Genomic DNA, 26,286 nt, shown 5'->3' with positions numbered 1-26,286 from the left:
TGCAAATTATAATAATTTGTTATCAAAATCCACTGTAAACCTCACATTACTGATATATATTTATATTATTGTGGGTCATTTAAAATTTTATATGTTGAATTGAATGGTTAATCCATTAAATATTTATAGGAGGTTTTCTAGTATGAGAAAAGCATTTATCAGCCCAACGAAATATGTACAAGGTGAAGACGAACTACTTAACCTGGGGTATTTTGTGAAATCGTTCGGAGACTCCGCGCTCTTGATCGCTCACCCAGATGATGTACAACGTGTAAAAGCAAAGCTGGATGCAACAGCTGAGAAATTCAATATTACGTTTGTTGAAAGCGGTTTTAAAGGCGAATGTTCCCGTGAGGAGGTTGCTCGTCTGCAAGAGATCGCAAAGGAAAAAGGATGTGACTCTACGATCGGTCTTGGTGGTGGTAAAGCGATTGATGCGGCCAAATGTGTAGCTGAAGGCGAAGCCTTGATCATCTGCCCAACGATTGCGGCAACGGACGCACCAACAAGTCACTCAGCTGTATTGTACACACCAGAAGGCGCATTCGATGATTATGCATACTTCAAACAAAGCCCAAGTGTTGTGCTTGTAGATACAACAGTTATTGCAAATGCACCCACACGTTTCCTCGTATCCGGTATGGGAGATGCACTATCTACGTATTTCGAAGCAAGAGCAACAGCTAAATCCTATTCTCGTGTGAACGCAAGCCTACCAATGGGATCTCGCGAAGGACATACACCTTCTGCTGTAGGGACGAATGCGGCACTTGCACTGGCGAAGCTATGTTATGAGATGCTTCTTACTGACGGTGCAAAAGCTAAAGTAGCTAGTGACAGCAATGTGGTGACTCAAGCGCTGGAGAACATCGTGGAGACGAATATTCTATTGTCTGGTCTTGGATTTGAGAGCGGTGGTTTGGCTGCGGCACATGCAATCCACAACGGTCTGACTGTTCTTGAAGGCACGCACCACTACTTCCATGGAGAAAAAGTATCCTTCGGTACCATTGCTCAGCTTGTGCTTGAGAATGCACCAACCGAAGAGCTGCATGAAGTGATGGACTTCTGCCTTGCTGTTGGACTGCCTGTAAGCCTGGCAGATATCGGTGTAGAAACAATTACACAAGAAGAACTGATCCAAGTAGCAGAGATTGCTTGTATTCCGGAAGAATCCATTCACGCAATGCCATTCCCAATCACAGTTCCTGAAGTGGCAGCTGCCATCGCAGCAGCTGACCGAATCGGACGGGAGTACAAAGCTCGCCAGGAGGAAAAATAATGAAAAAAATTATTAACCAGGCCGAGAATGTTGTAATGGAAATGTGCAATGGGATTGCGCTTGCGCACCCGGAGCTTGAATTCCTGAAGAAATATAAAGTCATCAAACGCAGAGAGATTAATGCGGATAAAGTTAGCCTGATTAGTGGTGGGGGAAGCGGACACGAACCGGCTCATGCAGGTTATGTAGGTAAAGGTATGCTGGATGCAGCGGTGTGCGGAGATGTATTCGCATCTCCTTCACAGATCCAGGTATACCAGGCGATCAAAGCTACAGCGAGCAACAAAGGTACACTGCTGATTATCAAAAACTACAGTGGCGACATGATGAACTTCAAGAATGCAGCTCATCTGGCAGAGGAAGACGGCATTAACGTACAATATGTACGCGTTGAGGATGATATCGCAGTACAGGATAGCTTGTACACGGTAGGACGCCGTGGTGTTGCTGGTACTGTACTGGTTCACAAGATTGCCGGAGCAGCGGCAGAAGAAGGCCGCAGTCTGGATGAAGTGAAACAGGTTGCTGAGAAGGCAGCGCAGAACGTACGTAGTATCGGGTTTGGCTTCACTTCATGTACTGTACCAGCGAAAGGAACTCCAACATTTGAGATCGCGGAAGATGAAATGGAGTTCGGCGTGGGAATCCACGGTGAGCCAGGGATTCGTCGGGAGAAAATTGTGTCTGCGGATGAACTCGCAGGACGCATGGTTGAAGCATTGCTGGCAGATATGAAGCTGGACCATGACGCTTCTGCGGAGATTGCTGTGCTTGTGAACGGATTTGGCGCTACACCGCTACAAGAATTGTACTTGCTGAACAACTCCGTTCAACGTGAACTTTCAGGACAAACAGGTCTGAAGGTTGCTACAACGTTTGTAGGCAACTATATGACTAGTATCGATATGGCTGGTGCCTCGGTAACTATTCTGAAATTGGATGATGAACTGAAAACGTTGTTGTTCCAAGAAAGTGATACGCCTGCATTCAAGGTCTCCGGTGAACCAGTTGCCCAAGTAGCATATTCTGAAGCACTTGAAGCAGTTGTAAGTGAGGATGCTCCAGTATCCTTTGAGGTGGAGACACCTGCGACGTCTGCGGTAATCAACAATAATCAGTTCTCCCTCGATAATGTCGTATACCTGATCGACAAAATGGGTGAGATCATCATCAAGAATGAAGTGCCGTTCTGTGAGCTGGATTCTCATGCGGGCGATGGCGACTTCGGGATGAGTGTGGCCAAAGGCTTCCGCCAGTTGAAACGTGAATGGAATCATATCATTAACGAAGAGAAAAAGGACATCGGTTCATTCCTTGATGCATGTTCATTGGTTATCATGGAATATTGCGGCGGAGCATCCGGCCCGATCTGGGGTTCGGCATTCCGTGCGGCTGGCAAAGCTGTAGGCGACAAGCAGCAATTGAGTGTGGCTGAATTCGCTGAGATGATGCAAGCTGCAGTTCAAGGCATTCAGTCCACTGGCGAACGCTCCTTCGGACGTGGTGCAGTTGTCGGTGACAAAACCTTGATTGATGCGCTTGTACCTTGTGCTGATTCTTGGACACAAAGCGCTGAGTCGGGAGACGACTTCAAAACGGCATTTGCCAAAGGTGCAGCAGCAGCAGTGGAAGGTGCCAAGAAAACGGAAGACATCGTAGCTCGTATGGGTCGTGCAGGTACGGTTGGTGACCGTAGTCTAGGATACCCTGATGCTGGTGCGTATGCATTGGGTGTTATTTTCACTGAATTGTCTGAGGCAATGAAATAAATCTATGATAAGTCAGGACGTTACAATGAGAAATCTATTGTGATGAAACGTTCTACCACAAGGAGTATGACATAGTCATACTCCTCTTTTTGTGATTCGTAAATTTTTTTCGAGGATGATTTCGAAATACATTTGGTGGAGAATTTGGAGGGTGATGTACCTTGAAAATACCTTGCAATGCTAGATACAGCAAGATCGGAACAGATATGTGAAATAGGTATGAAAGTAAATGGGTTCATAATTTCGACATAATTTACAGGTGATAGGTGTTGAAAATGCTCGCTAAGTTGGTATAATGAATTTTATTGATATTGATAATCACTATCATTTGTTGATTTTGGCATGATAATGATTTCATCTAAAAGACTCTACCTATGGGTCATACATATCTAAACTAGGGGGATACAAATGAGAAAATCTATTTCTAGAAAATTGTTGTTTATGATGGTGGCAGCTTTGGCTTTGGTGCTCGCGGCATGTTCCAGTAATGAAGCTTCGAATTCGAATGCACCGAGTACCAATGCGACGGACACTAGCGCTTCTACGAGTGCAGCTAATCCTGCTGCCCCTACGACAGTTGAAATTACAGATGCACACGGAACGGTAACGGTTCCTGTTAATCCAACGAATGTCGTTGCTCTTGATAATAGAACGTTTGAGACACTAGCGAACTGGGACGTTAAATTAGCGGCTGTGCCTAAGGGTGTAATGCCTCCAAATGCTCCTTATGTAAATGATGAAGCGGTACAAGATATCGGAGATCATCGCGAGCCAAATCTTGAGCTATTGGCATCGATTCAACCTGACCTTGTTATTGTTGGTCAAAGATTCTCGGGATTCTATGAAGATATCAAAAAATTAGTGCCTAATGCAGCAGTTATTGACCTTACTTTTGATGTTTCAGCAGAAGCCGGAACACCTGGAGAAAACTTGATTAATGGATTTAAAGATGCAACAACGAATTTGGGCAAAATTTTTGGTAAAGAAGACGAAGCTAGCCAACTGAATGCTGAACTCGATAAATCTATTGAGGCAGCAAAAGCAGCTTACAATGGCAAAGATACAGTGATGAGTGTAATTGTTTCTGCAGGGGATATTGGTTTCTCAGCTCCTCATTACGGTCGTGTATGGGGACCATTGTATGAAATCTTCAATTGGGTGCCAGCGCTAGAAGTTGACAAGTCTTCTGCTGATCATCAAGGGGATGATATTTCCGTTGAAGCTATTGCTCAGAGCAATCCAGATTGGATTTTCGTACTGGATCGTGATGCAGCTATTTCTTCCGATGAAGCTTCTGTGCCTGCACAAGATGTTATTGATAATGCACCTGCTCTTAAAAACACAACAGCGATTACTAAAGGTCAGATTTTGTATGCACCAAACGACACATATACCAATGAATCCATTGAAACGTTCATTAAAATCTTCAACAGCTTATCAGAAACTTTAGCGAAGTAGTCAAAGGAGTATGACGCAGTGCTGAAAAATTTTATACCAAAACTAGCTGGGGTTGAGAATACTCAACCCCAGCGTCATAACCGAAAGAAGCTTTGGACGATCCCTTTTATCATCGCCATTACTGTGACGGCTCTTCTAGCAATCCTATCACTGCTTACTGGCGTTTATGACATCAGAGGACAAGCGGATGGTATGGAGATGTTCTTCATCACGCGTGTACCTAGAACCATTGCCCTGATGCTCACTGGAGCCGCAATGGCCATGGCAGGACTGGTCATGCAGCTGATTACACAGAACCGTTTAGTAGAACCTACCACCACTGGAACCATGGAATGGTCAGGTCTCGGACTTCTATTTGTTTATCTGTTATTTCCTGCTCCAACGCTAGTGCTCAGAATGACAGGCGCAATCATTTTTTCTTTTGTAGGAACAATGATTTTTTTTGTTTTTCTAAGAAAAGTTAAACTTCGTTCGTCTCTAGTTGTACCTATTATCGGGATGATGCTGGGAGCAGTGATCTCGGCATTTTCAACGTTTATCGGACTTGTTTTCCAAGTGACGCAAAATATTGAGAGCTGGTTTGTAGGCTCTTTTTCACCTGTTCAGATTGGTCGGTATGAGTATCTATGGATTATTATTTTGGTCACTATACTTATTTTTATATTTGCTGACCGGTTGACTCTGGCTGGACTTGGGGAAGATGTCGCTACCAGTCTCGGCGTAAACTATAACAGAATTATTCTTATTGGCACGGGTCTCATTTCTCTAGCTGTTGGCGTTGTTGCAGCTGTTATTGGAAACTTACCATTCCTAGGACTAATTGTCCCCAATATCGTTTCCATGTTTAGAGGGGATGACCTCAGGAGTAATCTGCCATGGGTGTGCGTGTTAGGGATGGCTACCATCATTGTATGTGATATCCTGTCTCGCATCATCATTATGCCTTTTGAAATACCTGTTTCTATGATCCTTGGAACGGTGGGTGCCGTTGTATTTATTGCTATTTTGCTAAGACAAAGGAGGTCAAAAAGGAGGCTAAGATGAGCGAATTAACAAGTAGTAATCCACTAAATGTCGACATCGACTCTAGCCGACCTCCCAAAAAAAGATCAGCTAGAGCCTTTCGTACCAAGAAGGAAGAAAAGCGTTATTGGATTTTGCTGATAACATTGATTGTTGTGGGCCTTTTATCATCGTTCGGACTACTGGTGTATAACAATCCGGTTCCGGTAACCTCCCCCTCATTCATACCTGTTGTTACAAGAAGGGTAGTAGCCCTTGTTGCCATGCTTATGGCTGTAATCTGTCAAAGCTTAGCGACGGTTGCTTTTCAGTCGATTACGAATAACCGAATTATCACTCCGTCACTCTTAGGTTTTGAAGCGATTTACTCCACCATTCATACAAGCACGATTTTTTTCCTTGGTGCTGCGGCGTTTGTGAATTTTAGTGGTGTAGATGCCTTTTTATATCAGATTGCTGCTATGGTCTTGATGTGTCTAATCCTCTATGGATGGTTGCTCTCTGGGAAGTACGGCAATTTACAACTCCTGCTTTTGGTCGGTATTATTATTGGAACGGGGCTAAGGTCTGTATCTTCTTTTATGAGAAGACTTCTGTCACCCTCTGAATTTGATATTTTGCAAGCAAGAATGTTTGCTTCCGTCAATAATGCTGATGCTGCCTATTTCCCAATTGCCATACCCATTGTTATCATTGTAGCGATCCTTTTGCTTGCGAATGCCAAGCGGCTCAATGTATTGTCGCTGGGTAAGGATGTCTCAACGGTTCTGGGCTCTAAACATCAAGTAAGTGTCATTTATACACTTGTTCTCATTTCCATTTTGATGGCTGTATCAACCGCTTTGGTTGGCCCACTTACATTCTATGGATTTTTAGTTGCTACGTTGAGTTATCAAGCAGCGCAGACCTATGATCACAGATACGTGTTCCCGATGGCTCTTGCTATAGGCTTTGTAATCTTAACGAGTGCGTACTTTATTATGAATCATATTTTCCATGCGCAAGGTGTTGTCTCCATTCTTATTGAATTGATTGGTGGACTAACATTCTTAATTGTTATTTTAAGGAAGGGTTCGTTATGATACAGATCGATAATGTCAAAAAGTCCTATGCAGCCGAGGTAGAAATTGGTCCTTTGAATATAAGCATCCCCAAAGCCGGTCTTACTTCACTAATCGGACCCAACGGAGCGGGAAAGTCAACAACGCTTCTGATGATCGGTAGGCTTCTGAATTTGGATGAAGGACAGATTAAGATCGCCAATATGGATGTTTCCAAATCTAAGTCCAAAGACTTGGCCAAAATTGTAACGGTGCTACGGCAAGAAAATCATTTTGTCACAAGACTGACGGTAAGACAGCTTGCCGGATTTGGGCGTTTTCCTCATTCCAAGGGAAGATTAACAGATGAAGATGAAGCGATTATTTCGAAATATATTGATTTTCTAGACTTAACTGATCTGGAAAATAGATATTTAGACGAGCTTTCTGGTGGTCAACGACAGAGAGCATATGTAGCTATGGTTTTGTGTCAGGAGACAGAATACGTGCTCTTGGACGAGCCGTTGAACAATCTGGATGTGGCTCGCTCTGTTCGAATGATGGAGCATCTGAGATATGCAGCTAATGAATTTGGACGAACCATTCTAACGGTTATGCATGATATCAATTTTGCCGCCAAATATTCGGATCGAATCTGTGCGATGAAGCATGGGCAGATTGCTGCGTTTGGAACAGTGGACGAGGTTATGGATCCCGAAATTTTAACCGATATTTTTGAGACCAAAATCGAAATTATCGAGGGTCCATATGGGCCAATAGCGATTTATTAAGTGCAGGATGTATTAAAGGCTGTTAAATTAAAAGGGTTCTTTCGAAAGTAGAGTGATTATTTCACTCTACTTTTTTGTATAAAGAGGGTGAAATTTGGCTTGCTTATGCCAAATAGTGTAATCTGGAGAACAGATAACCCACTTTGAACGAGAAGGGAACGGAACTATACAATGACAGATAAACTTTATTACAACTCAGCATATACACATGAATGGCATACACAGATTACAAATAGAGCAGACAAGGAGGACGGTACCTACGTCACATTAGCAGAGACCGCTTTTTATCCGCATGGCGGTGGACAACCGTGTGATCTAGGACAGATCGGCGGCATTGCTGTTCTTGATGTCAATCTTGAAGATGGAGAGGTGTGGCATAAGCTAGAGCGCTCACCTGAACAAGTGGACGTGGACTGTGCGTTGGACTGGCAGCGTCGATTCGATCATATGCAGCATCACACCGGACAACATTTACTGTCAGCAATCACGCTGAAGCTTGCTGATGCGATGACACTCAGCTTCCATCTGGGAACGGATTATGCCACGATTGATGTGGCGGCAGAGTCACTCCGTGCAGAGCAGCTTGCAGCTATCGAGCACGAGGTGAATCAGCAGATTTATCGTAACGCTCCAATCCATACATCCTGGGTAACGGCAGAAGAGGCAGCACGTCTACCCTTGGTGAAGCAGCCGAGTGTAACTGAAGATATTCGGATCGTTGAGATTGCGGGTGTGGAATATAACGCTTGTGGTGGCACACATGTGTCGGCAACGGGGGAGATTGGATTAATTAAGCTGCTGAAAACCGAGAAGGTGAAAGGTGGTACCCGGATTTATTTTAAATGTGGATCTAGAGCATTGAATGAATTCACCGCGACACAGCAAGTACTGACCGGCTTAACGACGAAATTGAAGACGAGCAGAGACGAGCTGCTGGAGCGCATTGAGAAAATGGAACAGGAGCAGAAGTTGCTGCAAAGCGAGCTGAATGCGGTAAAAGCAACGAATGATGACTACTATGCACAGGAGCTGCTTGCAGCACGAGAAGGGCTGGTTATCGCTCAAGTATTTGAGGACAAACCGCTCAAGGATATGCAGAGCCTTGCGACCAAGCTTACAGCAGAACATGAAGGCTTAGTGCTCTTTGCCAGTATCTCGGAAGCCAAGGTCGTGCTGGCACAGAATGGACAACCACCAGAATGGTCCGCAGGCCCGTTCTTCAAAGGCAATCTTGGTGCGTATCAAGGCAAAGGTGGGGGCAGTGATAAAATGGCTCAGGCAGGCTTCGCCACTAGTGAAGATGCGCTTGCATTTTATGAATTCACGAAGGAGCAACTGGGTCATCACTAATCGGAGCTTAGATTGGGGAGAGGTTATATGACAGAACGTATTCCTTGTCGTCGAGAGGCATGTAGTAACACCATTTTGCCCGCAACTGCAACCAAAACAGGTGGTATCTGCATGCCATGTAAACAAGAGATCGAGCGTGAGGAGCATCGCAAATATATTGAAGCGAATCGACGTGATGTGAACTTGTATGAAGGTGTGACTGATCCTGTAGAGATTCTGAAGATCATGCATACTCCACATGTGCACGATCCGTTAATACGCTATGTTCCATATGGGCAGTCCAAAGAGAAAGTGTTCCTGTCTTTGTCAGCAGAGCAACAAGCTGTGATGGTAGAGTACGCAATGGATCTCATTCGTACAGAAGATGTGGATACAGGCAAAGATATTCTGGTATCGCTTGTCTGTTATCATGGGATTTCGATAACCGAACAGATTCCAGAGCTGTTGGCTCATGAGATCTATTATCCCGTCATTTTGTATAAGAGTGCGAGCCCGGAAGTGCGAAATCAATTGCTACAGCAGGTGAATACAGATGATGAGAATCGTAATTTGTTGTTGCTGATGCTTGCGTATATTGGGGATGATATCGTTGTACAGCAGTTTCAGCAATGGAAGCAATCTCCCCCGCCTTGGGCGGATCAACTGTATGTAGCTCCCGAGCAGTATGCGATAGAGGCTGGTTGGGAACTGACAACAGAAGGTAAGCGAAGAATGTTGTCCACAACACCGAGTTACTCCTTATTTGTCGTCAATGAAGAAGAGTCTTCTGCCACTGCTTCAGGCGGAGAGCCGATCTCCATGTTAGTTAACAGCTCGGATTATTGTCCTTGGTGCAGTCGAGAACTAACCATACTGGTAAGTTTAGAGGCTCATCATCCGGCACTACGTGAGGTATCATGGAAGGCCGAGAAACTTCAAGTCCAGACCTGTATGAGTTGCAGCTGTTATGGGGTAGTTTACATGGAGCTGAGCGCTGAAGGCGAACCCGTCTGGAGTACGCATAACGTAATGCCTATGGGCGTGGATGAGATTGATCTAGAAGATCACGATGCGTTTACAATGGATACAGCTCCTCATTATCATATCGCGACCAAACCGCGTAACCCTTACCACGGCAGCGAGTGGGCGAACGAACCGTCACTGTCGCAAATAGGCGGACATCCGGGATGGGTTCAGGATGCAGAGTATGCAACTTGTCCGTTCTGTTCTACCCGGATGAAGGCGGTTGGGCAGGTGAATGGTGAGGAACTAGCGGAGTATGGAGAAGGCATGTATTATATGCTGCTATGTGAGCCGTGTCAGATGACTGCGGTAACGTATCAGCAGAGCTAGAGTGCCCGTTTGCACCGATATGAATCTAGATCATCGTCATGGTCTGGGGTAATGATGATTGGGATATAGGATACGAAGTCGGGTACGGAACGCATGGATGAAGGTTGTATGAGCAACAGAATTAAATCGTAAAAAACGTTCAGGCATTGAGCCCTGAACGTTTTTTGGTATCTGTTGTGTATTGATATGGATCAGTAATTAAGGTGAGAGCTCTGCTGAGAGGGCTTCCCACTCGGATCTCAGAATGCCCATCATTAGACGATCATATCGCTTGCCATCCCGATAAACTGCTGAGCGGATGCGACCCTCCAGTTGAAAGCCTACCTTTTCATAAGCGCGAATGCCTCGGGAGTTGTAGGAGATGACATCAAGACCTACTCGATCCAGATTTAATTCATGGAATGCATATCGAAGAATCAGCTTCAACGCTTCTGTACCATACCCTTTGTTTCGATGTTCAGCAAGTCCAATACCGATCGCAAGCTGCCCGCAGCGGTTATTCCATTCAATACTATGAATAACGACAAAGCCGATCAGTTGTTCATCCTCTTGGGTGCGTAGCCGAAAATATACTTCCTTATCTTTCGTTTCGCCTTCGTCCTCAAGCTGTTTCTCCGAGTAGGGAATCGCAATATCCGTATCCACGTTACGCAGATATTCAGGATCTTCGTTCCACAATAGCATCGTCTGCACGTCTTCTGTGCGGGGAGGGGTCATTTTTAAACGCTGGCTGTAAAATAGATTTTCTGTTGATAGTGTCATGTTAATCTCCTTCAGATCCAAATTTAAGTTCGCTTCACCTCAGAACAACCGTTAGCCATATGTATTGTACGCAATATGCCTCGCTCCTTTAGACATCAGATAGGATCATCATAATGAAAATTTCAGGGTGATACAACACTCGATCTAGAGAACATGCATAATATCCTTGTCAGGAAACCTGCCACGGGAGTAATATGAAATACAGAAGGTTAACAAGTGTAGATCATACTTAACATTAACGTAGGAGTGGTTATAGTGGAAATTCGTGTAGATGATTTGAGCGGGGCACAAGTGATTGGACTAATTGCAGAACATTTACAAGGAATGGCGGAGGACTCTCCACCAGAAAGCATTCATGCCCTTAATCTAGACGGCTTGAAGAAGCCGGAGATTACTTTTTGGTGTGCATGGGAAGATCAGGAGCTTCTCGGCTGTGGGGCAATCAAGGAACTGGACAAAGAGCACGCAGAACTCAAATCGATGCGAACTGCTAAGAATCATTTACGCAAAGGTGTGGCAAGAAAGATCCTTGCTCATATTATTGAAGTTGCGATAAGTCGTGGATATAAACGGATCAGTCTAGAGACTGGCTCCATGGATTCATTCATCCCAGCTCGCAAGCTGTATGAAGATTTCGGCTTCACGTATTGTGAGCCTTTTGCAGATTATATTCTGGATCCGAATAGTACATTTATGACGAAGGAACTGTAGTACACGTTTTGAGAATGTTCAAACGTTCATAGTATTAAAAGTATTAAGAGCATTTAGTACACTCTATTAATAAATAAAAAACACTTGAAGAACAGCATTCTGAGTTACAAGGGATGCTGTTCTTTGATGTATATATGGCACCTTCTATACAGTGGAAGGATGAGAATGTGCTGCAATGCCAGTCATAGTTAGATTGTATCAAAAGACACATAGTTCGATCGCAAACTAGATTAAAATGACTGCATACACACGTGACTAACGTTCCACAGAGAGGAGATCCAACGTGATCTATTGGATATTTGGTGATCTGAATCCGTTATTTGCAGTTTTTATACTGAGTCCGATCATTGCACTAATGCTTGGTGTGGTTTGCTTTTATAGAAGGCGGTTTAAAATTATGATGGGGATGGGCGTTTCATTTGTACTGCCTTTGCTGTTCATTGCGAGTGATTGGGCAACTCTGTGGGCTAATGTAGGCATAGGGATGGTGGATGGTGTTGGATATAGCTTAATCACACTACTGATGTATAAAGGATTGAACTTTATCAAGAATTGAATGAAATTCCCATGTAGATGTTCTGTTCTGAGGTATGGACTATAGGGTATACTGAAAATTATGTATTTAGGTAGACTTGAACTAAAGAATCACAGACGTTTTACATCAGGAGGACTGGAATTGGCTCAGACAGAAGGAACATTACAGAAGAAACTCAAACCAAGACACATTAGCCTGATGGCGATGGGTGGTGTCATTGGAACTGGAATTTTCAAAGGCAGTGCCGAAACAATTGGATTAGCAGGGCCTGGGGTCATTGTGACCTATATTTTCGCCGGATTGTTGCTGCTCGTTGTCATGGCAGCTATGGCAGAGATGGCCACCGTCTATAAGAATCGGAATATGAAAGACTTTGTGCAAGAAGCGTTTGGCAGCAGAGTGTCATTTGTCATGGGATGGATGTATTGCTTCCTGTGGTTGTCTGTATGTGTCATTGAAGTGATCGCAGCGGGGAGTTTCTTGCAATACTGGTTCCCAGACGTGCCATTATGGCTCATGAGTCTGGCATGCGCTGCGTTTATTATATCCGTGAACTTTCTCAGTGTAGGCGTGTTCGGAGAATTTGAATTCTGGTTAGCAGGGATCAAAATTGCGATGATTATTGCTTTTATTTTCCTAGGTACTGCGCTAATCTTCGGAATTATCCCAAGTGATAACACACCTTATCTGCAAAATTATACACAATCGGTTGGCTTTTTCCCTAATGGTTGGGGTTCAATCTTCTCGGCTCTGCTTGTTGTTATGTTCTCCTATGGAGGTTCCGAGCTGATTGGACTAACGTTGACGGAAACGGAAAATGCAGATCGTGTACTGCCCAAGGTGGTGGGCAATTTCATGTTAAGGATCATTCTATTCTTCACCTTACCGATTCTCATCATCTGTGGCTTAATTCCGTGGAATGAGCTTGGACCAGAAAGTAGCCCATTTGTACAGGTGCTCGCTTCGACTGGCCTACCAGGTGCCGCTCATATTATGAACTTCATTCTGGTTACGGCTGTCTTATCAGCTGCGAACTCTGGGATCTATGGTGCATCCCGGATGATGTATTCCATGGCAGTCGGCGGTGAGGCTCCCAAAGCTTTAGCGAAGACCAATGCGAACGGCAGCCCGATTAACACCTTGCTTGTGTGCAGCGTCATTCTGTTAGCTGGATCATTGCTGGGGCTGTTTGCACAAGATCAGCTATTTAGTGTGCTACTAGCGGTTCCTGGATTTGTGGTAATTCTGGTGTGGATCTGTATCTCTTCATCGCAGTTGAAGTTGCGTAAGCAGTATCCCGTGCAGCCTTCCTTCAAGGTGTGGGGCTTTCCTTATATAACAGGTGCCACAACCCTATGTCTGGCTGTAATTGCAGTGATGTTTATTTTCGATGCAGGCAATCGTTTCAGTATTAGCGTCTGTCTCTCCGTGCTAGCATTCCTCATCATCTGGTCTTTGGTTCGATTCCGTAAGGCAGATGGGAAACAGGCGAAATAACGGATTGCATCTAGAGATCATATGTAGATTGGATAGAGAAAAAGGGTTTGAGAATTAGCAGAATTAAATATTGCTTAATTAAGAAGAAGACATCCCAGTGCTCATGCTGGGGTGTTTTTTTGTACTTGGAGGTATACTTGCATATATAGATTCAGATGAGAAGAAAGAAGGGAGGATTGCGCAATGAAGAATTGGGCTGTTGTTAGGAGGATAGATCCCTACATAGAAGAAGAGGTAACTCTTGAAATGAACGGAGCTGAATTCACAGGGTTTGCTAATATCTGTCCATATCCTATTGAAGTGGGATGTGCTTACCCTGTATCCATTGGGATTACAATATTAGATGATGTCATTGTTCAGGAGCTGCACGAGCCTAAGAAAGAGTTAGAACGGATTGATTCAGGATTTGCCTATAACATTCGAGGTGTGATACAAGCAGACTCTTTGGATGCGGGGATCGTCCTGACCGATGAAGAGTTGTTCAGAGACTATGCTTATTTAATGGGTACATACGTTGAGATGAAAGTAGATCGCATTAGCGTTGAATTTCTAACGGAGCGGGAAGGAGAGTAGGTTCCAGGTACTGTTATATTTTGGTTCTAATTAGGTTAATGTGGACTATAAAAATACTTCGGTAGTCGCTACCTATTCTTGGGGTATCTCATTAGATAGATACGGTCCTATAATCGAATAAAAATTGGAGAGGGAAGATTTACTATGGCTTCAATAGCTGAATTAGCAGAAGAGATTAAAACTGATAAGATAAAAAACGAAGATTTAATAGTATGTTTAGAAGCAAGAAATTTAAGGGTTGTTGCTATGGCAATGTTCAAGTTAATTGAAAGAAATTACTGTAATATTAGCATTGTAGATAGACTATCTGAACTTGGAGAACTTTTAACAGACAATAAATTTATTGGACCATGGCAATTCGGACATGTTGCTATAGCTACGCTATCCCTTCTAGAAAATGAGGATGCAAAGATTAAATTTAACGAACTTTTTGAGAGACTGAGTGATAATGATAAATTTTTAGTAGATAACTTTATCAAATCAGAATCTTATAAAATATAGGGAATATTTGTGATTTATAAACTAGGGTTCTCCAGTAATAAAAAAATGAAGGAACACTATTTACATGAAGTGCAACTCTTAACATTGACATTGGAAAAAGCCTAGGTTTATCTGATGAAATTCTAGGGGGCATTTTTTATGGTGTGGCTTACGAAATAGAGCGGAGCATGAAGGCGAATAGCTTCCAGGTTGAGGTGAAGGTAATGTACTTGAGAGAAGCGGTATCTCGAAGTAGTAATATTGATTGGAGTTTAGTAGGGACGGTAGTCTCACCAGAGAATGAGAGATTGGCATATGAGTTTTTTAGGAGAATGGCTTCATTTTTTCAAAAAGAAAATCTAGTACCTGTTTCACCTAAATTTGCTGATATTGCTCGTTTATTAGGTGGTGAAAAAGAGCTAGTAGATATTACAACGATTTATAGCCAAGAAACCATAGAATACATGAATAAGTTTTCTGGTATAGAATTGTTTTGTAATTTTTATCTGAAATTAGCTAGTTATATAGATGATCATCCGGAATACTCTGAGTATATTTATGTATATGAACCGTTGTTAAGAATACTAGAACGGAAAGGGGCGTTTGTATTTAGAGTGAATGAACTAGAGATAATTGGGGTTAGTCATTTCCCTCTAGGAGGATGGTATGAGAGATTTTTAAATAAGCCATCGTACGATATAGAAAACTTATAAATCTAAAGATAGTTTTCCGTCATGATATGCTACTTATATAAACCCGAGCGTATTTACGTGATTAAAAAGTGTGATTCATGGAGTGATTTATATAAATAGGAAAAATGAACTCGATGATAAGGTTCGCCATATTAGGCAAAATGAATTATCCGTACAAGAATTAATTGAATGTCTGGATTCAAAACAAATATATATCATCAGCAATACGATGATTAGGATCGTAGAACTAAAAATCAATAATACTTTAGTGATCGAAAAGCTTCAAAATTTAACTCAATATATGGGTGAACGATATACTTTTGCAGAAGGAATCGGAATTGGACATTTTGCTATGGCAACACTATCAATCTTGAATACCTCTGATTCTTTAAAAGCATATCATGAAATCCTAGAGAATCTAAAAGAAGTAGATATACAAAGGATAGAAAAGGCAATTGTAATATTAAATGACTTAACTAATACGGATTAATTTTATAGTTTGCAAACATCTAACGTATTGATGCAGATAATGAATACTTGAATGCGGCGTGAGTGAGGAGAGAATATAATATTATAGAAAAAGCTTAATGGGGGGAGAGAAGTGTACAGAATACTTACAGAACAAAATGAAATTGATAAACTTGTTAAATCTTATTTTTATATTATTGACCTCCCAAGGGCGTTAGAATATTTTGGAGATATTGAAAGACATGGGTATGGATCAGGTCCACTAGAGGTACAACTTTCAACTTATCATGAACCAAATGAGGAGTACTATATTGGAGACAGGAAAGTATGCTTTATAGGAGAGCCCCCAGCTTATGACGAAGATGTAATGGCGGTAATGGAGTACAATCAATTTTATAACTATTTAGTTATTTATAGTGGGAAATATCTTGACGAACATCCAGAAGATATAAATAAGATTAATAATTTAATGGAAACAATAAAAAATAGATTAGGTATATAAATAATTAAAAGGCAGTGTACTTGGTAAGTTGTTACATCTAATTAAAATAAGAGGAACTTACAAATTTTAAACAGGTCGATTATGGTCGCATAACACCGTGATTAACCTGTTTTTCTATAATCTATATTTTCTTGCGAAGATTTAATTTCATCAGAGAATGAAAAAAATAAAAAAACGGAAATCGCTACTGACATACTGTTGGCAACAGGGGCTCTATATAATCAAGACATATAACATATCAACCCATACACTAAGGAGGACATAAACATTATGTCAGTAATTGGACCCGACTTTATTTCACTTCAAGTAAGCAATCTGGAAAGCTCTGCGGAATTCTATCAAAACTATCTCGGACTGGTTCGCTCACAGGCGGGGCCACCTCATGCTGTAGTCTTTGATACGAAGCCTATTGCATTTGCTCTTCGTGACTTACTCCCGGGAGTAGAGCTCAGCTCGGTTAGTCAGCCTGGACTTGGTGTTGCTCTGTGGCTTCAAGCCCCTGATGCGCAAGAAATCCACGACAAGCTTGTTGCGGCAGGCGTAACGATCACATCTGCACCAATCGATGGACCATTTGGGCGAACCTTTACATTTGCTGATCCAGATGGTTACTTAGTTACCCTTCACAGTAAAGCCTAATACGCAATTAGCATAAGCTTAGTTAGGGTAATGTTAACTTCGCTCTGTCTGAGCAGATTATGTGATTACCTTATCAAAGCTGTTTTATAAAAGTGATATACTCCCCATATGGTATACAGGTGAAATAGTAGATCCTGTTACTATGAGGGGATTTTTCTTATCAGTAAATGGTTCAGTAAAGTGTAACTTTTCATTCTGAGCTGATTGGAAACATTTCTTTACATCCAATTGAGCATAAAATGAAGACGGAAATTTTCTAATAATGTCTGTATGTTTATATTGAGAATATGTAAAGGGTTTATAGATATGAAACTGTTAGAAGAGTTAGGAGGAGTGTTGAGGTCATGGGAACGTCATCTTTTTTATTGTTTAAACGTGAAGAGAGCATTCCAGCAATTGATTTATTGATGCGTATTAATAAAATATGTAAAAAGGAAAAGCTTTACTTTGATAGTGATGAAAAAGTTTTTAATAATGAAGGGAAACTAATATACACAAGAATATATGTTAGTGACGTCCCATTTAGAGAGAACTATTCAAGAACCCTTTGTTTTAGCGTTTATGATGAACCATACGAATATCAGGTGGTTAGTTTTGAATGGGATGATACCAATAATGAATATTTTAAAGCGGTGGTATCTGATGACTTTTACGATAATGAAGATCTATTACTTCGATTTTTTCGCGAAATACTTAGGATCTATCCTAAATCCAAGTTATGGGTTGAGGACGAATGGTTTTACACTTTCGAAGACTTAGAGAAAACTACGGATGTGGATAATTACAATTGGTGCTACAAAGATCCAAGATATAATGGATAATTGACTAAGTAGCTTAATGATTAACCCAATCAAAAATAATGAGATTGTAAAGATTTAATGGGGATTTCAGTTTAGATGTACAGGAGGTAGCTATTAATGAATTTAGAACAGATGAAACAGATTTCTCTTAGAGGTAGAGTTGCATATGGGATCTGTTGTTTTGAGAACGTGCTGATTACCTTAGAATATGATCTGAATGATTGGAAAAACGTTCTGAACTACCTATGGCAATTTACTAATATTCAACATTTAGATGATTGGAATGAGATTATCGTTGAACTGATCCCGGAAAATCTAATGGAGTTCGATACATACGAAGAGCAGGAGTTTGAAAGACTGAGCTGTGAAGAATTTGTTTCTTTATATCAACTGTATCAATCGACGGAGGAATCTATTGGTATCTTACTTCGAGATATTTATGAATTGGGCATCAGTCATGCGTATTCTGTCATTGAAGGATATGGAGAGAGTAGCTTAATACTGGTGCATAGAATAGCTGATTACATGCTGCAACAAGGATTCCCATTGCCAGATATGGTTTCCTTCCTGAAATATTCCATAAATGAAAATAGAGGTTGGGGTAACAGGTTTGATGGTACAGTTTTATCTAAAGTTATACATAAATAGCATTCAAATTCACCTACAATGATACATAGTATTTCTAGAACCACATTGTGAGAGGGTTGCTCGCTTCCCAATCAAAGGCCTATTCCCACTGTAAAGCAGAGGAATAAGCCTTTTTTCTGTGTATTTAATGAAGAAAATTCCCTTATTTATTTCAACCCAATATTTTCTTGCGAAAATCGACATATTCGTATACTATTTTCACATTACATAGTGCTTCAAGCATGGTGAAATTGGGTATGGGCTAGTCGAAAAGGCTTACACGGATGTGGGAGGAAGAGGAGCGAATGATCGGAGTGTTCAGAAAACGTTTAGTTGTCCGCATAGTTGCCATCGTTACATTTGTTATGCTGGTACTATCTGCAGGAAGTATGTTGCTACAGCTAGCTAATACAACATTGGCTGCACAGAAGGCAATCTCAAGTTACAACATTCAGATAGCTCAGAGTTATGTAAGTCAGTTAGATAAGGAGCCCTATGTAGAATTTGTGCAAGATCCACAAGAAAATAGTACATTTCTGAAGATACGAGATGAACTAGATGATTTTCGTGTAAGGATCGGCGCCATGTACGTGTACTTTGCCAAAATAGATGACAAGAATACACCTCTCATGATGGTGGATGGAATCAAGGATCCAGACAAAGCATCCGCAATTAATGAAGTAACGGACATTCCTCCAGATGCTGTGGCCGAGTTGCGGCAGGGGAACACAGCAAGTTCATCCATTATTAATAACGAAGAATATGGCGAATACATATCCTCCTATGCTCCGATCATGGATAACAACGGTGGTCTGGTAGGTGTAATCGGCATCGATACGGCTGTATCAGTTATCGGAACGATCGAGTCGGATATCCTGACGTCTAGTCTTCCGTTCTACAGTGTACTGCTGTTCATTACACTCGCAGGAATTGCCATTGTATTATGGTTTATCGTAAGAGGTCTACGACCGTTGCAACCACTAAAAGCAAGTGTAGAACGAATGGCCCAAGGTGAGCTGGCAGAAGCAAATCGGATTTTGACAGCATACCCACTTCGCAGCCAAGATGAGATTGGCAGTACGTTTACAGCAATGACCCAGATGTCTGGGAATTTGAATAAAATCGTGAGTGACATGGTCGCGGGTGTATCTGTAACTACAGATATTCTCGCCGAATCGACTGAGGAATTCAATCGGAACGCAGAAGAGATGTTGGTCATGAATAAAACGGTGAATCATGCAGTGCAGCAAATTAGACAGGGTGCACATACGCAGAAGCAGGGCGCAAGTGATAGTGCTCACGCGATGGAAGAGATCGCGAAAGGCATCACGGACATATCCGAGTCCTCCACAGCTGTGTCGGACGCGGCGAATACGACGCTTGCTACAGCACAATTGGGTAAGCAGAGCATGACAGACATGAAGAAACAGATGGAGAATATATCCGCCGTTGCAGGAGAAGTGGTAGCGCTGGTTCAAGTGCTGAGCAACTATTCACAAGAGATTGGTGGCGCTCTGCACACGCTGCGGGATTTTGCCTCCCAGACGAAGCTGCTTGCACTCAATGCTTCGATAGAGGCTGCTCATGCTGGAGAGCATGGAAGAGGCTTTTCGATTGTAGCGGATGAGGTGAGAAAGCTGGCAGAAGCTTCAAGTTCATCTGTACAGACCATATCGGATTTGCTAACGGGTATTCAGCAAGAGTCCGAACAGATTGGGACACAGATGAATGTCACAGCACAGGAGATAGGTCAGGGTGTAACTCTGACTGCAGATGCGGAGGTTGCCTTTACACAGGTGGTCGATGCATTGCGACTCGTAACCCAGCGAATCCAGGAAGTCTCTGCTGCAGCAGAAGAAATATCCGCGGGATCCGAGGAAGCAGCCGCATCCGTGAACACGATCTCCGAGATCTCATCCGGCGTTTCGGACCATTCGGACGATATCTATCGTTTAACCCGTGAACAATCTGCGATGTTCCAGAAGGTGTTGGAGGCATCCAATGTACTGCAGCAACAGACGCATGAGATGAGCGAAGCAGTGAAGAAGGTCAAAGTATAGAATGAAATAAACGCAACATGTGGAACATTATTATAACACGCTACTCCTTAATCGAAGTATGTTCATGCAGACATCGACTGAAGAGTAGAGTGTTTTTTAGTTATAAATGTCCTAGCTCAATAGCCTGTCTGAACTTTAACGTAAATCGCTCTGCTGCCAGAGCAATTTCCTTCGACTCTGCCTGCACGAATCCGATCTGCATTTTGGGTTGATCTATCCCTGTAATCTCAATGAGTTTGAGTACGCCCTCTTTCCACAATGGATGTTGGTAGAAGGAGAAGTCATGTCCGATGGTTGCTGCCATATTACTTCCGAGAACTGTTGTAATGGCTTCGGAATTATTGGTACGGAACAAAATAGAGAGTGGGCCGTGATCATAGGTGAAGTCTTGGATAAAATCATCAACGAATCCATCGCGGTACAATGCGAGCTTATGGAGCTTGAGTTGTTCAGGCGTGACCCGGTTCAGCTTCGCTAGTTCGGAGTGATGGTGGGTGCATACAACTAGTTTACCTGAGTACATAGGAATAAAATGTAAGCCATCGAATTCGCGTAACTGTTTCGTATAAATGGCGATGAATCCGAGATGTATCTTGTTGCTGCGAATATCCTTGATAATCTCCATCGAACCCTTCTCTTCAATGGAAATATCTAATAGGGGATGCTCGATTTTCATCTCGGCTGTAGCCTGAACCAAGTAGGGCATAACACTGGGAAAAGTAGCGACATGAAGCTCTCCTGTCAGGGCGGAAGCTTCGATATTCATCGTTTTCAGATCATCCACACGCTGGAGAATATCCATTGCTTTGGCGATAAACTGTTTGCCCTCAACCGTAGGGAATGTGCCGCTGCGTGAGCGCTCAAATAACACCACACCAAGCTCATGTTCAAGTCGATGAATGGATTGGCTAATGGCTGACTGAGTGATATGAAGATTCGCAGAAGCTGCGGAAAAAGATTTCGTTTTCGCAATTTCAACAACATATTCAAGCTGTTCAAGATTCATAAGTTCATCTCCGGTTGTATTACTATAACTAATATTAACATTAGTATCTATAAATATGAATAATGTTTGAACAGGGCTATACTAAGAATAGAAGTTGTGTTCATCTTATAAATGATAAAAAGGGGATGCATCCAATGAAAGCAGCAGTATGGTACGGAAAAAAAGATGTCCGCGTTGAAGAGCGGGAGGTAAAGGCAGCACAAGCGGGACAAGTCAAGATTAAAGTGCAGTATGCTGGAATCTGTGGCAGTGACTTGCACGCGTATCACCATGGTGTTGGCATACAAGAAGGGGATAAACATCCGCTATCCGGACAGAATGCACCGCTCACACTAGGTCACGAGTTTGCCGGAGTGGTTAGTGAACTGGGTGATCATGTAAGCGGAATCAAAGTGGGAGATCGTGTCGTTGTAGAGCCGCTGTATCATTGCGGTAAATGCGAGTACTGTATCCAAGGACGTTACAATCAATGTACACAATTCGGCTTTGTAGGCTTGAATGGAGACGGCGGCTTTGCAGAATATGTTGTGGTCGAATCCTATATGGTACATGCTCTGCCAGATAACGTATCCTTTGAAGAAGGAGCGCTTGTTGAGCCTACAGCCGTTGCCCTTCATGCTGTCCGCCACAGTAAATTGAAAGTTGGACAGAAGGTTGCCGTATATGGCGCAGGTCCAATTGGATTATTAACGATCTTGTCCGCGAAAGCGGCTGGGGCATCCGAGATTTATGCGGTCGATGTATTTGATGAGCGGCTGAACCTTGCAGCGAAGCTGGGAGCTATTCCAGTGAATAGCGCGCAAGTGAATGCAACGGATACCATTCTCCAGAAATCCGGTGGGATTGACGTCGCTTATGAAGCTGCAGGTGTGCAGCCAACAATGGACAGTGCAATTAGCGTGATTAAGAAAGGCGGAGAGGTTGTCGTCATTGCGGCTATTCCAACGCCACTTCAAGTGAACTTCTTCGAGCTGTTGGTGAAGGAAGCGAACCTAACTTCTACGCTGGCATATCGTCACATTTTTCCAGAAGTGGTTTCTTTGATCGCAGAAGGAGCACTGGATGTGAAGCAAGTTATTACGAAGAAAATCAAACTCGATAATATCGTGGAAGAAGGCCTTGAGCTGCTCATGTCCGATAAGAGCCACGCCAAAATCCTCATCGAAATTAACGAGTAAGAGTAGGTTGAAGAAATAGCACACAAGCCACCACCTATGAACTGCTTTCCTATATGCTAGACTCCGTTCTAACTATAGGCAGCAGTGAAGTAGGAGGTGGTTTTTTTTTGTCATGCGCTCGAAGACCGCATTCTCTCTGCACACTTGCCCTACTTTCGATTTAATTGTGTGAGGTAGAGATGATTGCGATACTCCGAAGGGGTAATTCCTTCGTATTGCTTAAACATTCGTAGAAATAGTTTGTAGTCTGAGAATCCACACACCCCAGCGATTTCCTTCACACTTGCATTGGTATTCAGCAGCATCTGTTTGGCTCGGTTGATGCGCTGAGTCAGAATATACGTTTTGAGACCTACGCCTTTCTCTCGCTTTACCATTTTGGAGATATAATCTTTGTTGAAGTTAAACGTCTCAGCTATCTTCGCTACCGTAACATCCATATGGATATGAAGATCGATCCATTTGCAGATGTGATCCACAATGGCATTGTGCGCACGATAGTCGGTCTTGGTATTACGCTCTAGCTCCTTCAATAATAGGAATAACGCCGCATCCGATTCCTCTGTTGAGAACGAAGAGACATGCAGAAGCTGCTTGAATAACTGATTCGCCGTTGACGGTACCTGAATTGTGGAATAAGTAGGATAAGACAGAAACTCCAGCTGTTGCGTGTCATAATGAACCCAGTAGAAGCTTACCGGTGCGTCACTGGTCTGATATCCATAATGCTGGCGCCCGGATTGAAGGAATAACATGTCATTTGGGCGCACGATATACTTCTGATCTTCCTCGGCAATGTACATCTCTCCCTCTAACATCAAAATGATCTCTTGAAAGGGCATACTGCGCTTCATATGTGTCCAGTTACCCTCCGAAATAAATTTCCCGCAGAGGTAATGTTCCAATAGCTTTGGCATAGGACGGATTTCTCCACCTTTTCTTGGATTCTGAGTCTGATTCATTTGTATTTTATTTGATAACATGAGGAAGTACAAGGATTACCAAAGATTTATGGCTAATCGACGTGAGAGATAGACGACGGATTTTACCCTTTTTATCCAGATGGAAAATATATGATCACAGTTCGCTATATAGATTGAACTAAACATTTACATGAGAACGGAGAGGACAGAAATAACATGGAGAAGCGGAGCGTTCGCCTTTATCCCCGGATTTTACCTTTGGAAAAGGAAATTAGAAAAATCTGGGGATAACAGCGATCGGAAGGTTATTCTGTCATCGAAGTGGCAAGTGTAACTATTCTTTAGTTCAATTTATATAGACAGTTCATGAGGAGGAAATCAATTGATTACACAAACGAACAGAGGATTTTTGAGTCCTGCACAGGTTGATCTATCGGATGGTGTGTTCCTTACGTCACAACAGGTGGGAGAACAGTATCTCTTATCCCTAGATATGGATCGATTCCTTGCCCCATGTTATGAGGCGCATGGATTAACTGCGCGCAAGGAACGTTACGCCGGCTGGGAGGCGCGTTCTATTAGTGGGCATTCCTTAGGACATTATATGTCTGCGCTCGCTGTGACCTATCAGGCGACGAGCAATGAGGAGTTGAAGCGTAGATTAGATTATGCAGTCGGTGAATTGGCTGGTATTCAGCAGGCGACAGGTAGTGGTTTTATTGGTGGCTTGCCTGAGCAAGCATTCATCATTGGATTTCAGGCAGAACACATTGGCGGTTTTAACATCGGGGAGTATTGGGTTCCTTGGTACAGTGTACATAAGATCTATCGTGGACTTATCGATGCATATAGGCTGACAGCGAATGAAGAGGCTCTTCAAGTTGTGATTCGTTTTGCAGATTGGGCAGTGGCGGGACTACAAGATATGACGGATGAGAAGGTGCAGAAAATGCTTCAGTGCGAGCACGGGGGCATGAATGAAGTATTTGCACAGTTATTTGGCATCACGGGCAAAGCGATTTACCTGGACACAGCGAAACGTTTTACCCACCAGACCATTTTGGCACCACTGGAGCAGGAGAAAGATGAGCTTCAGGGATTGCATGCCAATACTCAAATTCCGAAAGTGATCGGAGCAGCAGAGATTTATAACCAAGATCACTCCCACGAGAGCTACCGCACAGCGGCTGAATTTTTCTGGGATACGACCATACATCACCGTTCTTACGTCTTTGGTGCAACGAGCATTTCGGAGCATTACGAGGCAAAGGGCATGGAGAGCCTAGGGATCAAAACAGGAGAGAGTTGCTGTACCCACAACATGATGCAATTGACTAAACAGCTCTTCACTTGGAATCCAGATAGCGCATACATGGATTATTACGAGAACGCTGTCTACAATCACATTTTAGGCACACAAGATCCGGATACAGGGAACAAAACATACTTTGCTTCCACGCTCCAAGGGCATTACAAAATTTATGGAACACATGACACCGCTTGGTGGTGCTGCACTGGATCAGGCATGGAGAATCCGGGCAAGTATGCCGAAGCGATCTATTTCGAGGAAGACGATAACTTGTATGTGAACCTGTACATTGCCTCTACGCTAGACTGGACATCACAAGGACTGTCATTGAAGCTGAACACCAATTTCCCTTATTCGGAAAAAGGAACCCTAACGATTACCGGAGGCAATGCCTCGGCGAATCTGAAGCTGCGCGTACCATCGTGGCTCCAAGAGCCGATGACGGTCATCGTGAATGGGGACACGCAGCAGATCGTGTCCCAGAGCGAGCCGGGATACATCACACTTTCGCGTCACTGGAACGAGGGCGATGTTGTGACGTTCACCCTGCCAATGACGCTCAGTAAATATACCTCTCGGGATGATGAACACAAGGTAGCATTCCTGTATGGACCAATTGTACTTGCCGGTGCACTTGGTAATGAAGGTCTTCCTGAGGATACGATCGTAGACGAGACTGCACTGAATCCCAAGACCGCGCCTGTACCTGTCATCTGGACAGAGGAAGAGGATGTACGGAAATGGATTCGAGTTCTCGATCAGAATAAATTAACATTTGAGCTGAGCGGAGAGGTGACGTCCACAGGAGAAGCTGTGAAGCTCATTCCGTTCTATGATGTGCATCATCAGTTCTATACGGTGTATTGGCCGTTGAATGACGAAGGCGATGCGCTGGAGAAAGTATTGAATGATATCACCATCGACAGAGTTCAGCCGGACGGTCAGCAAGATGAGATTGGACACCAGCTGGACGGTAACTGCCGTGAGGCGCAGTATAACGGCTCGTCTACAGACGGCCGCAACAAGCTGCACATGTGGCGAGAAGCGTACGGTACTCGTGATGCTCACTTCAGCTATCGACTGGCCGTGCAGCCGGCAGCACCTAATTATCTGTGCGTAGCTTATTGGGGCGGAGATCATTCTCCTTTTGAACGTGAGGGTATTCGGTATGATCGGCACTTCAATATTATCGTCGATGGAGTCGTTATCGGAGAGCAGCGGATTCATATGAACAAGATTGGCGAGACGTTCTATGTTGCCTATGATATTCCGCAGGAAATCACGTCAGGCAAGGAAGCTGTTACAGTGACGTTCCAGGCGCTGGGTGACAATGGTTGTGCTGGTAAAGTCACAGAGGTTCGCACTACACGAAGCAAACCGGAATTTCTAATTATTTGAGCAGAGGGCGATTCAATCGGTGTTATATCCTGAACTGGAGATTTCACTCCAGCAGCTATTCAAGTTAAGCTAATCCTTAAC

General features: G+C 43.1%; 25 protein-coding genes. 22 read left to right on the top strand and 3 right to left on the bottom strand.

Translation table 11 applies throughout. The annotated features are described in order from the left end of the window. The first annotated feature begins 142 nt into the window (after positions 1–142). The 8 genes from J2T19_RS16565 (at position 143) to J2T19_RS16530 (ending at position 10,045) form a co-directional block, all read left to right on the top strand. Positions 143–1,282, top strand: a complete 1,140-nt coding sequence (locus J2T19_RS16565; protein WP_307217613.1) for a glycerol dehydrogenase — start codon at positions 143–145, stop codon at positions 1,280–1,282. Next, positions 1,282–3,051: a dihydroxyacetone kinase subunit DhaK gene (gene dhaK / locus J2T19_RS16560; protein WP_307217612.1), complete on the top strand. Its 1,770-nt coding sequence runs from the start codon at positions 1,282–1,284 to the stop codon at positions 3,049–3,051. The genes J2T19_RS16565 and dhaK overlap by 1 nt, the downstream gene beginning before the upstream one ends. A 408-nt stretch (positions 3,052–3,459) precedes the next feature. Next, positions 3,460–4,509, top strand: coding sequence for a siderophore ABC transporter substrate-binding protein (locus J2T19_RS16555; protein ID WP_442418848.1), 1,050 nt, complete (start codon positions 3,460–3,462; stop codon positions 4,507–4,509). 33 nt (positions 4,510–4,542) lie between these two features. Next, positions 4,543–5,553 (top strand): ABC transporter permease, encoded by a 1,011-nt coding sequence (locus J2T19_RS16550; RefSeq protein WP_307217675.1) that lies wholly within the window; start codon positions 4,543–4,545, stop codon positions 5,551–5,553. Next, the gene (locus J2T19_RS16545; RefSeq protein ID WP_307217610.1) at positions 5,550–6,614 is read left to right on the top strand and encodes an iron chelate uptake ABC transporter family permease subunit; all 1,065 of its coding nucleotides are present in this window, start codon (positions 5,550–5,552) and stop codon (positions 6,612–6,614) included. The genes J2T19_RS16550 and J2T19_RS16545 overlap by 4 nt, the downstream gene beginning before the upstream one ends. Beyond that, complete coding sequence (locus J2T19_RS16540; protein ID WP_145049220.1) at positions 6,611–7,363, top strand: iron ABC transporter ATP-binding protein; 753 nt, start codon at positions 6,611–6,613, stop codon at positions 7,361–7,363. Before J2T19_RS16545 ends, J2T19_RS16540 begins: the two co-directional genes overlap by 4 nt. A 171-nt stretch (positions 7,364–7,534) precedes the next feature. Next, positions 7,535–8,713 (top strand): alanyl-tRNA editing protein, encoded by a 1,179-nt coding sequence (locus J2T19_RS16535; protein WP_307217607.1) that lies wholly within the window; start codon positions 7,535–7,537, stop codon positions 8,711–8,713. A gap of 27 nt (positions 8,714–8,740) precedes the next feature. Beyond that, positions 8,741–10,045, top strand: coding sequence for a DUF1963 domain-containing protein (locus J2T19_RS16530; RefSeq protein ID WP_307217605.1), 1,305 nt, complete (start codon positions 8,741–8,743; stop codon positions 10,043–10,045). A 198-nt stretch (positions 10,046–10,243) separates the two neighbouring features. Here J2T19_RS16530 and J2T19_RS16525 read toward each other — a convergent pair whose 3' ends face one another. Continuing rightward, positions 10,244–10,807 (bottom strand): GNAT family N-acetyltransferase, encoded by a 564-nt coding sequence (locus tag J2T19_RS16525; RefSeq protein ID WP_307217603.1) that lies wholly within the window; start codon positions 10,805–10,807, stop codon positions 10,244–10,246. A gap of 255 nt (positions 10,808–11,062) precedes the next feature. Here J2T19_RS16525 and J2T19_RS16520 point away from each other — a divergent pair, with 255 nt between their 5' ends. From J2T19_RS16520 to J2T19_RS16465, 12 genes are all read left to right on the top strand, one after another. Beyond that, a complete protein-coding gene (locus tag J2T19_RS16520; protein WP_239290600.1) occupies positions 11,063–11,518 on the top strand; it encodes a GNAT family N-acetyltransferase in 456 nt (151 codons plus the stop codon). A 283-nt stretch (positions 11,519–11,801) separates the two neighbouring features. Then, on the top strand, positions 11,802–12,074 hold the full coding sequence (locus J2T19_RS16515; RefSeq protein ID WP_307217600.1) for a hypothetical protein: 273 nt from the start codon (positions 11,802–11,804) through the stop codon (positions 12,072–12,074). 120 nt (positions 12,075–12,194) lie between these two features. Next, positions 12,195–13,550, top strand: a complete 1,356-nt coding sequence (locus J2T19_RS16510) for an amino acid permease (RefSeq protein ID WP_307217598.1) — start codon at positions 12,195–12,197, stop codon at positions 13,548–13,550. A gap of 183 nt (positions 13,551–13,733) precedes the next feature. Further along, positions 13,734–14,123, top strand: coding sequence for a UCP019853 family protein (locus J2T19_RS16505; protein ID WP_307217597.1), 390 nt, complete (start codon positions 13,734–13,736; stop codon positions 14,121–14,123). 144 nt (positions 14,124–14,267) lie between these two features. Further along, the gene (locus tag J2T19_RS16500; protein ID WP_307217595.1) at positions 14,268–14,624 is read left to right on the top strand and encodes a hypothetical protein; all 357 of its coding nucleotides are present in this window, start codon (positions 14,268–14,270) and stop codon (positions 14,622–14,624) included. 209 nt (positions 14,625–14,833) lie between these two features. Then, on the top strand, positions 14,834–15,316 hold the full coding sequence (locus J2T19_RS16495; protein ID WP_307217593.1) for a hypothetical protein: 483 nt from the start codon (positions 14,834–14,836) through the stop codon (positions 15,314–15,316). A gap of 70 nt (positions 15,317–15,386) precedes the next feature. Continuing rightward, the gene (locus J2T19_RS16490; protein WP_307217591.1) at positions 15,387–15,785 is read left to right on the top strand and encodes a hypothetical protein; all 399 of its coding nucleotides are present in this window, start codon (positions 15,387–15,389) and stop codon (positions 15,783–15,785) included. Positions 15,786–15,896: 111 nt separating this feature from the next. Continuing rightward, positions 15,897–16,265 carry a ribonuclease toxin immunity protein CdiI gene (gene cdiI, locus J2T19_RS16485; protein ID WP_307217588.1) on the top strand — a complete coding sequence of 123 codons (369 nt, stop codon included), beginning with the start codon at positions 15,897–15,899 and terminating at the stop codon, positions 16,263–16,265. Positions 16,266–16,535: 270 nt separating this feature from the next. Next, positions 16,536–16,904 (top strand): VOC family protein, encoded by a 369-nt coding sequence (locus J2T19_RS16480; protein WP_145409702.1) that lies wholly within the window; start codon positions 16,536–16,538, stop codon positions 16,902–16,904. A 344-nt stretch (positions 16,905–17,248) separates the two neighbouring features. After that, complete coding sequence (locus J2T19_RS16475; RefSeq protein WP_307217585.1) at positions 17,249–17,725, top strand: hypothetical protein; 477 nt, start codon at positions 17,249–17,251, stop codon at positions 17,723–17,725. Between the two features lie 96 nt (positions 17,726–17,821). Next, a complete protein-coding gene (locus J2T19_RS16470; RefSeq protein ID WP_307217583.1) occupies positions 17,822–18,352 on the top strand; it encodes a hypothetical protein in 531 nt (176 codons plus the stop codon). A 284-nt stretch (positions 18,353–18,636) separates the two neighbouring features. Continuing rightward, positions 18,637–20,391, top strand: coding sequence for a methyl-accepting chemotaxis protein (locus J2T19_RS16465; RefSeq protein ID WP_307217582.1), 1,755 nt, complete (start codon positions 18,637–18,639; stop codon positions 20,389–20,391). A 100-nt stretch (positions 20,392–20,491) separates the two neighbouring features. On the opposite strand, the gene J2T19_RS16460 is transcribed toward J2T19_RS16465, so the two are convergent. After that, entirely contained in the window at positions 20,492–21,397 is a 906-nt protein-coding gene (locus J2T19_RS16460) for a LysR family transcriptional regulator (protein WP_307217580.1), read from the bottom strand. A gap of 134 nt (positions 21,398–21,531) precedes the next feature. Between J2T19_RS16460 and J2T19_RS16455 the strand changes: the two genes are divergently transcribed. Then, complete coding sequence (locus tag J2T19_RS16455; RefSeq protein ID WP_307217578.1) at positions 21,532–22,575, top strand: 2,3-butanediol dehydrogenase; 1,044 nt, start codon at positions 21,532–21,534, stop codon at positions 22,573–22,575. 149 nt (positions 22,576–22,724) lie between these two features. On the opposite strand, the gene J2T19_RS16450 is transcribed toward J2T19_RS16455, so the two are convergent. Next, positions 22,725–23,492 (bottom strand): helix-turn-helix transcriptional regulator, encoded by a 768-nt coding sequence (locus tag J2T19_RS16450; RefSeq protein WP_307217576.1) that lies wholly within the window; start codon positions 23,490–23,492, stop codon positions 22,725–22,727. Positions 23,493–23,880: 388 nt separating this feature from the next. Here J2T19_RS16450 and J2T19_RS16445 point away from each other — a divergent pair, with 388 nt between their 5' ends. Continuing rightward, positions 23,881–26,205: a beta-L-arabinofuranosidase domain-containing protein gene (locus J2T19_RS16445; RefSeq protein WP_307217574.1), complete on the top strand. Its 2,325-nt coding sequence runs from the start codon at positions 23,881–23,883 to the stop codon at positions 26,203–26,205. The last annotated feature ends 81 nt before the right edge of the window (positions 26,206–26,286 follow it).

The sequence above is a fragment of the Paenibacillus tundrae genome (assembly GCF_030812775.1).
Classification (GTDB): Bacteria; Bacillota; Bacilli; order Paenibacillales; family Paenibacillaceae; genus Paenibacillus; species Paenibacillus tundrae_A.
Note: the sequence above shows the minus strand (reverse complement) of the source record. Positions and strands in the feature narration are given on the sequence as shown.

Excerpts from the sequence above, each read along its gene's own strand:
- J2T19_RS16565 (WP_307217613.1), top strand. The coding sequence starts at position 143 with ATGAGAAAAGCATTTATCAGCCCAACGAAATATGTACAAGGTGAAGAC.
- dhaK (WP_307217612.1), top strand. The coding sequence starts at position 1,282 with ATGAAAAAAATTATTAACCAGGCCGAGAATGTTGTAATGGAAATGTGC.
- J2T19_RS16555 (WP_442418848.1), top strand. The coding sequence starts at position 3,460 with ATGAGAAAATCTATTTCTAGAAAATTGTTGTTTATGATGGTGGCAGCT.
- J2T19_RS16545 (WP_307217610.1), top strand. The coding sequence starts at position 5,550 with ATGAGCGAATTAACAAGTAGTAATCCACTAAATGTCGACATCGACTCT.
- J2T19_RS16540 (WP_145049220.1), top strand. The coding sequence starts at position 6,611 with ATGATACAGATCGATAATGTCAAAAAGTCCTATGCAGCCGAGGTAGAA.
- J2T19_RS16535 (WP_307217607.1), top strand. The coding sequence starts at position 7,535 with ATGACAGATAAACTTTATTACAACTCAGCATATACACATGAATGGCAT.
- J2T19_RS16530 (WP_307217605.1), top strand. The coding sequence starts at position 8,741 with ATGACAGAACGTATTCCTTGTCGTCGAGAGGCATGTAGTAACACCATT.
- J2T19_RS16525 (WP_307217603.1), bottom strand. The coding sequence starts at position 10,807 with ATGACACTATCAACAGAAAATCTATTTTACAGCCAGCGTTTAAAAATG.
- J2T19_RS16505 (WP_307217597.1), top strand. The coding sequence starts at position 13,734 with ATGAAGAATTGGGCTGTTGTTAGGAGGATAGATCCCTACATAGAAGAA.
- J2T19_RS16500 (WP_307217595.1), top strand. The coding sequence starts at position 14,268 with ATGGCTTCAATAGCTGAATTAGCAGAAGAGATTAAAACTGATAAGATA.
- J2T19_RS16480 (WP_145409702.1), top strand. The coding sequence starts at position 16,536 with ATGTCAGTAATTGGACCCGACTTTATTTCACTTCAAGTAAGCAATCTG.
- J2T19_RS16475 (WP_307217585.1), top strand. The coding sequence starts at position 17,249 with ATGGGAACGTCATCTTTTTTATTGTTTAAACGTGAAGAGAGCATTCCA.
- J2T19_RS16470 (WP_307217583.1), top strand. The coding sequence starts at position 17,822 with ATGAATTTAGAACAGATGAAACAGATTTCTCTTAGAGGTAGAGTTGCA.
- J2T19_RS16465 (WP_307217582.1), top strand. The coding sequence starts at position 18,637 with ATGATCGGAGTGTTCAGAAAACGTTTAGTTGTCCGCATAGTTGCCATC.
- J2T19_RS16460 (WP_307217580.1), bottom strand. The coding sequence starts at position 21,397 with ATGAATCTTGAACAGCTTGAATATGTTGTTGAAATTGCGAAAACGAAA.
- J2T19_RS16455 (WP_307217578.1), top strand. The coding sequence starts at position 21,532 with ATGAAAGCAGCAGTATGGTACGGAAAAAAAGATGTCCGCGTTGAAGAG.
- J2T19_RS16450 (WP_307217576.1), bottom strand. The coding sequence starts at position 23,492 with ATGCCAAAGCTATTGGAACATTACCTCTGCGGGAAATTTATTTCGGAG.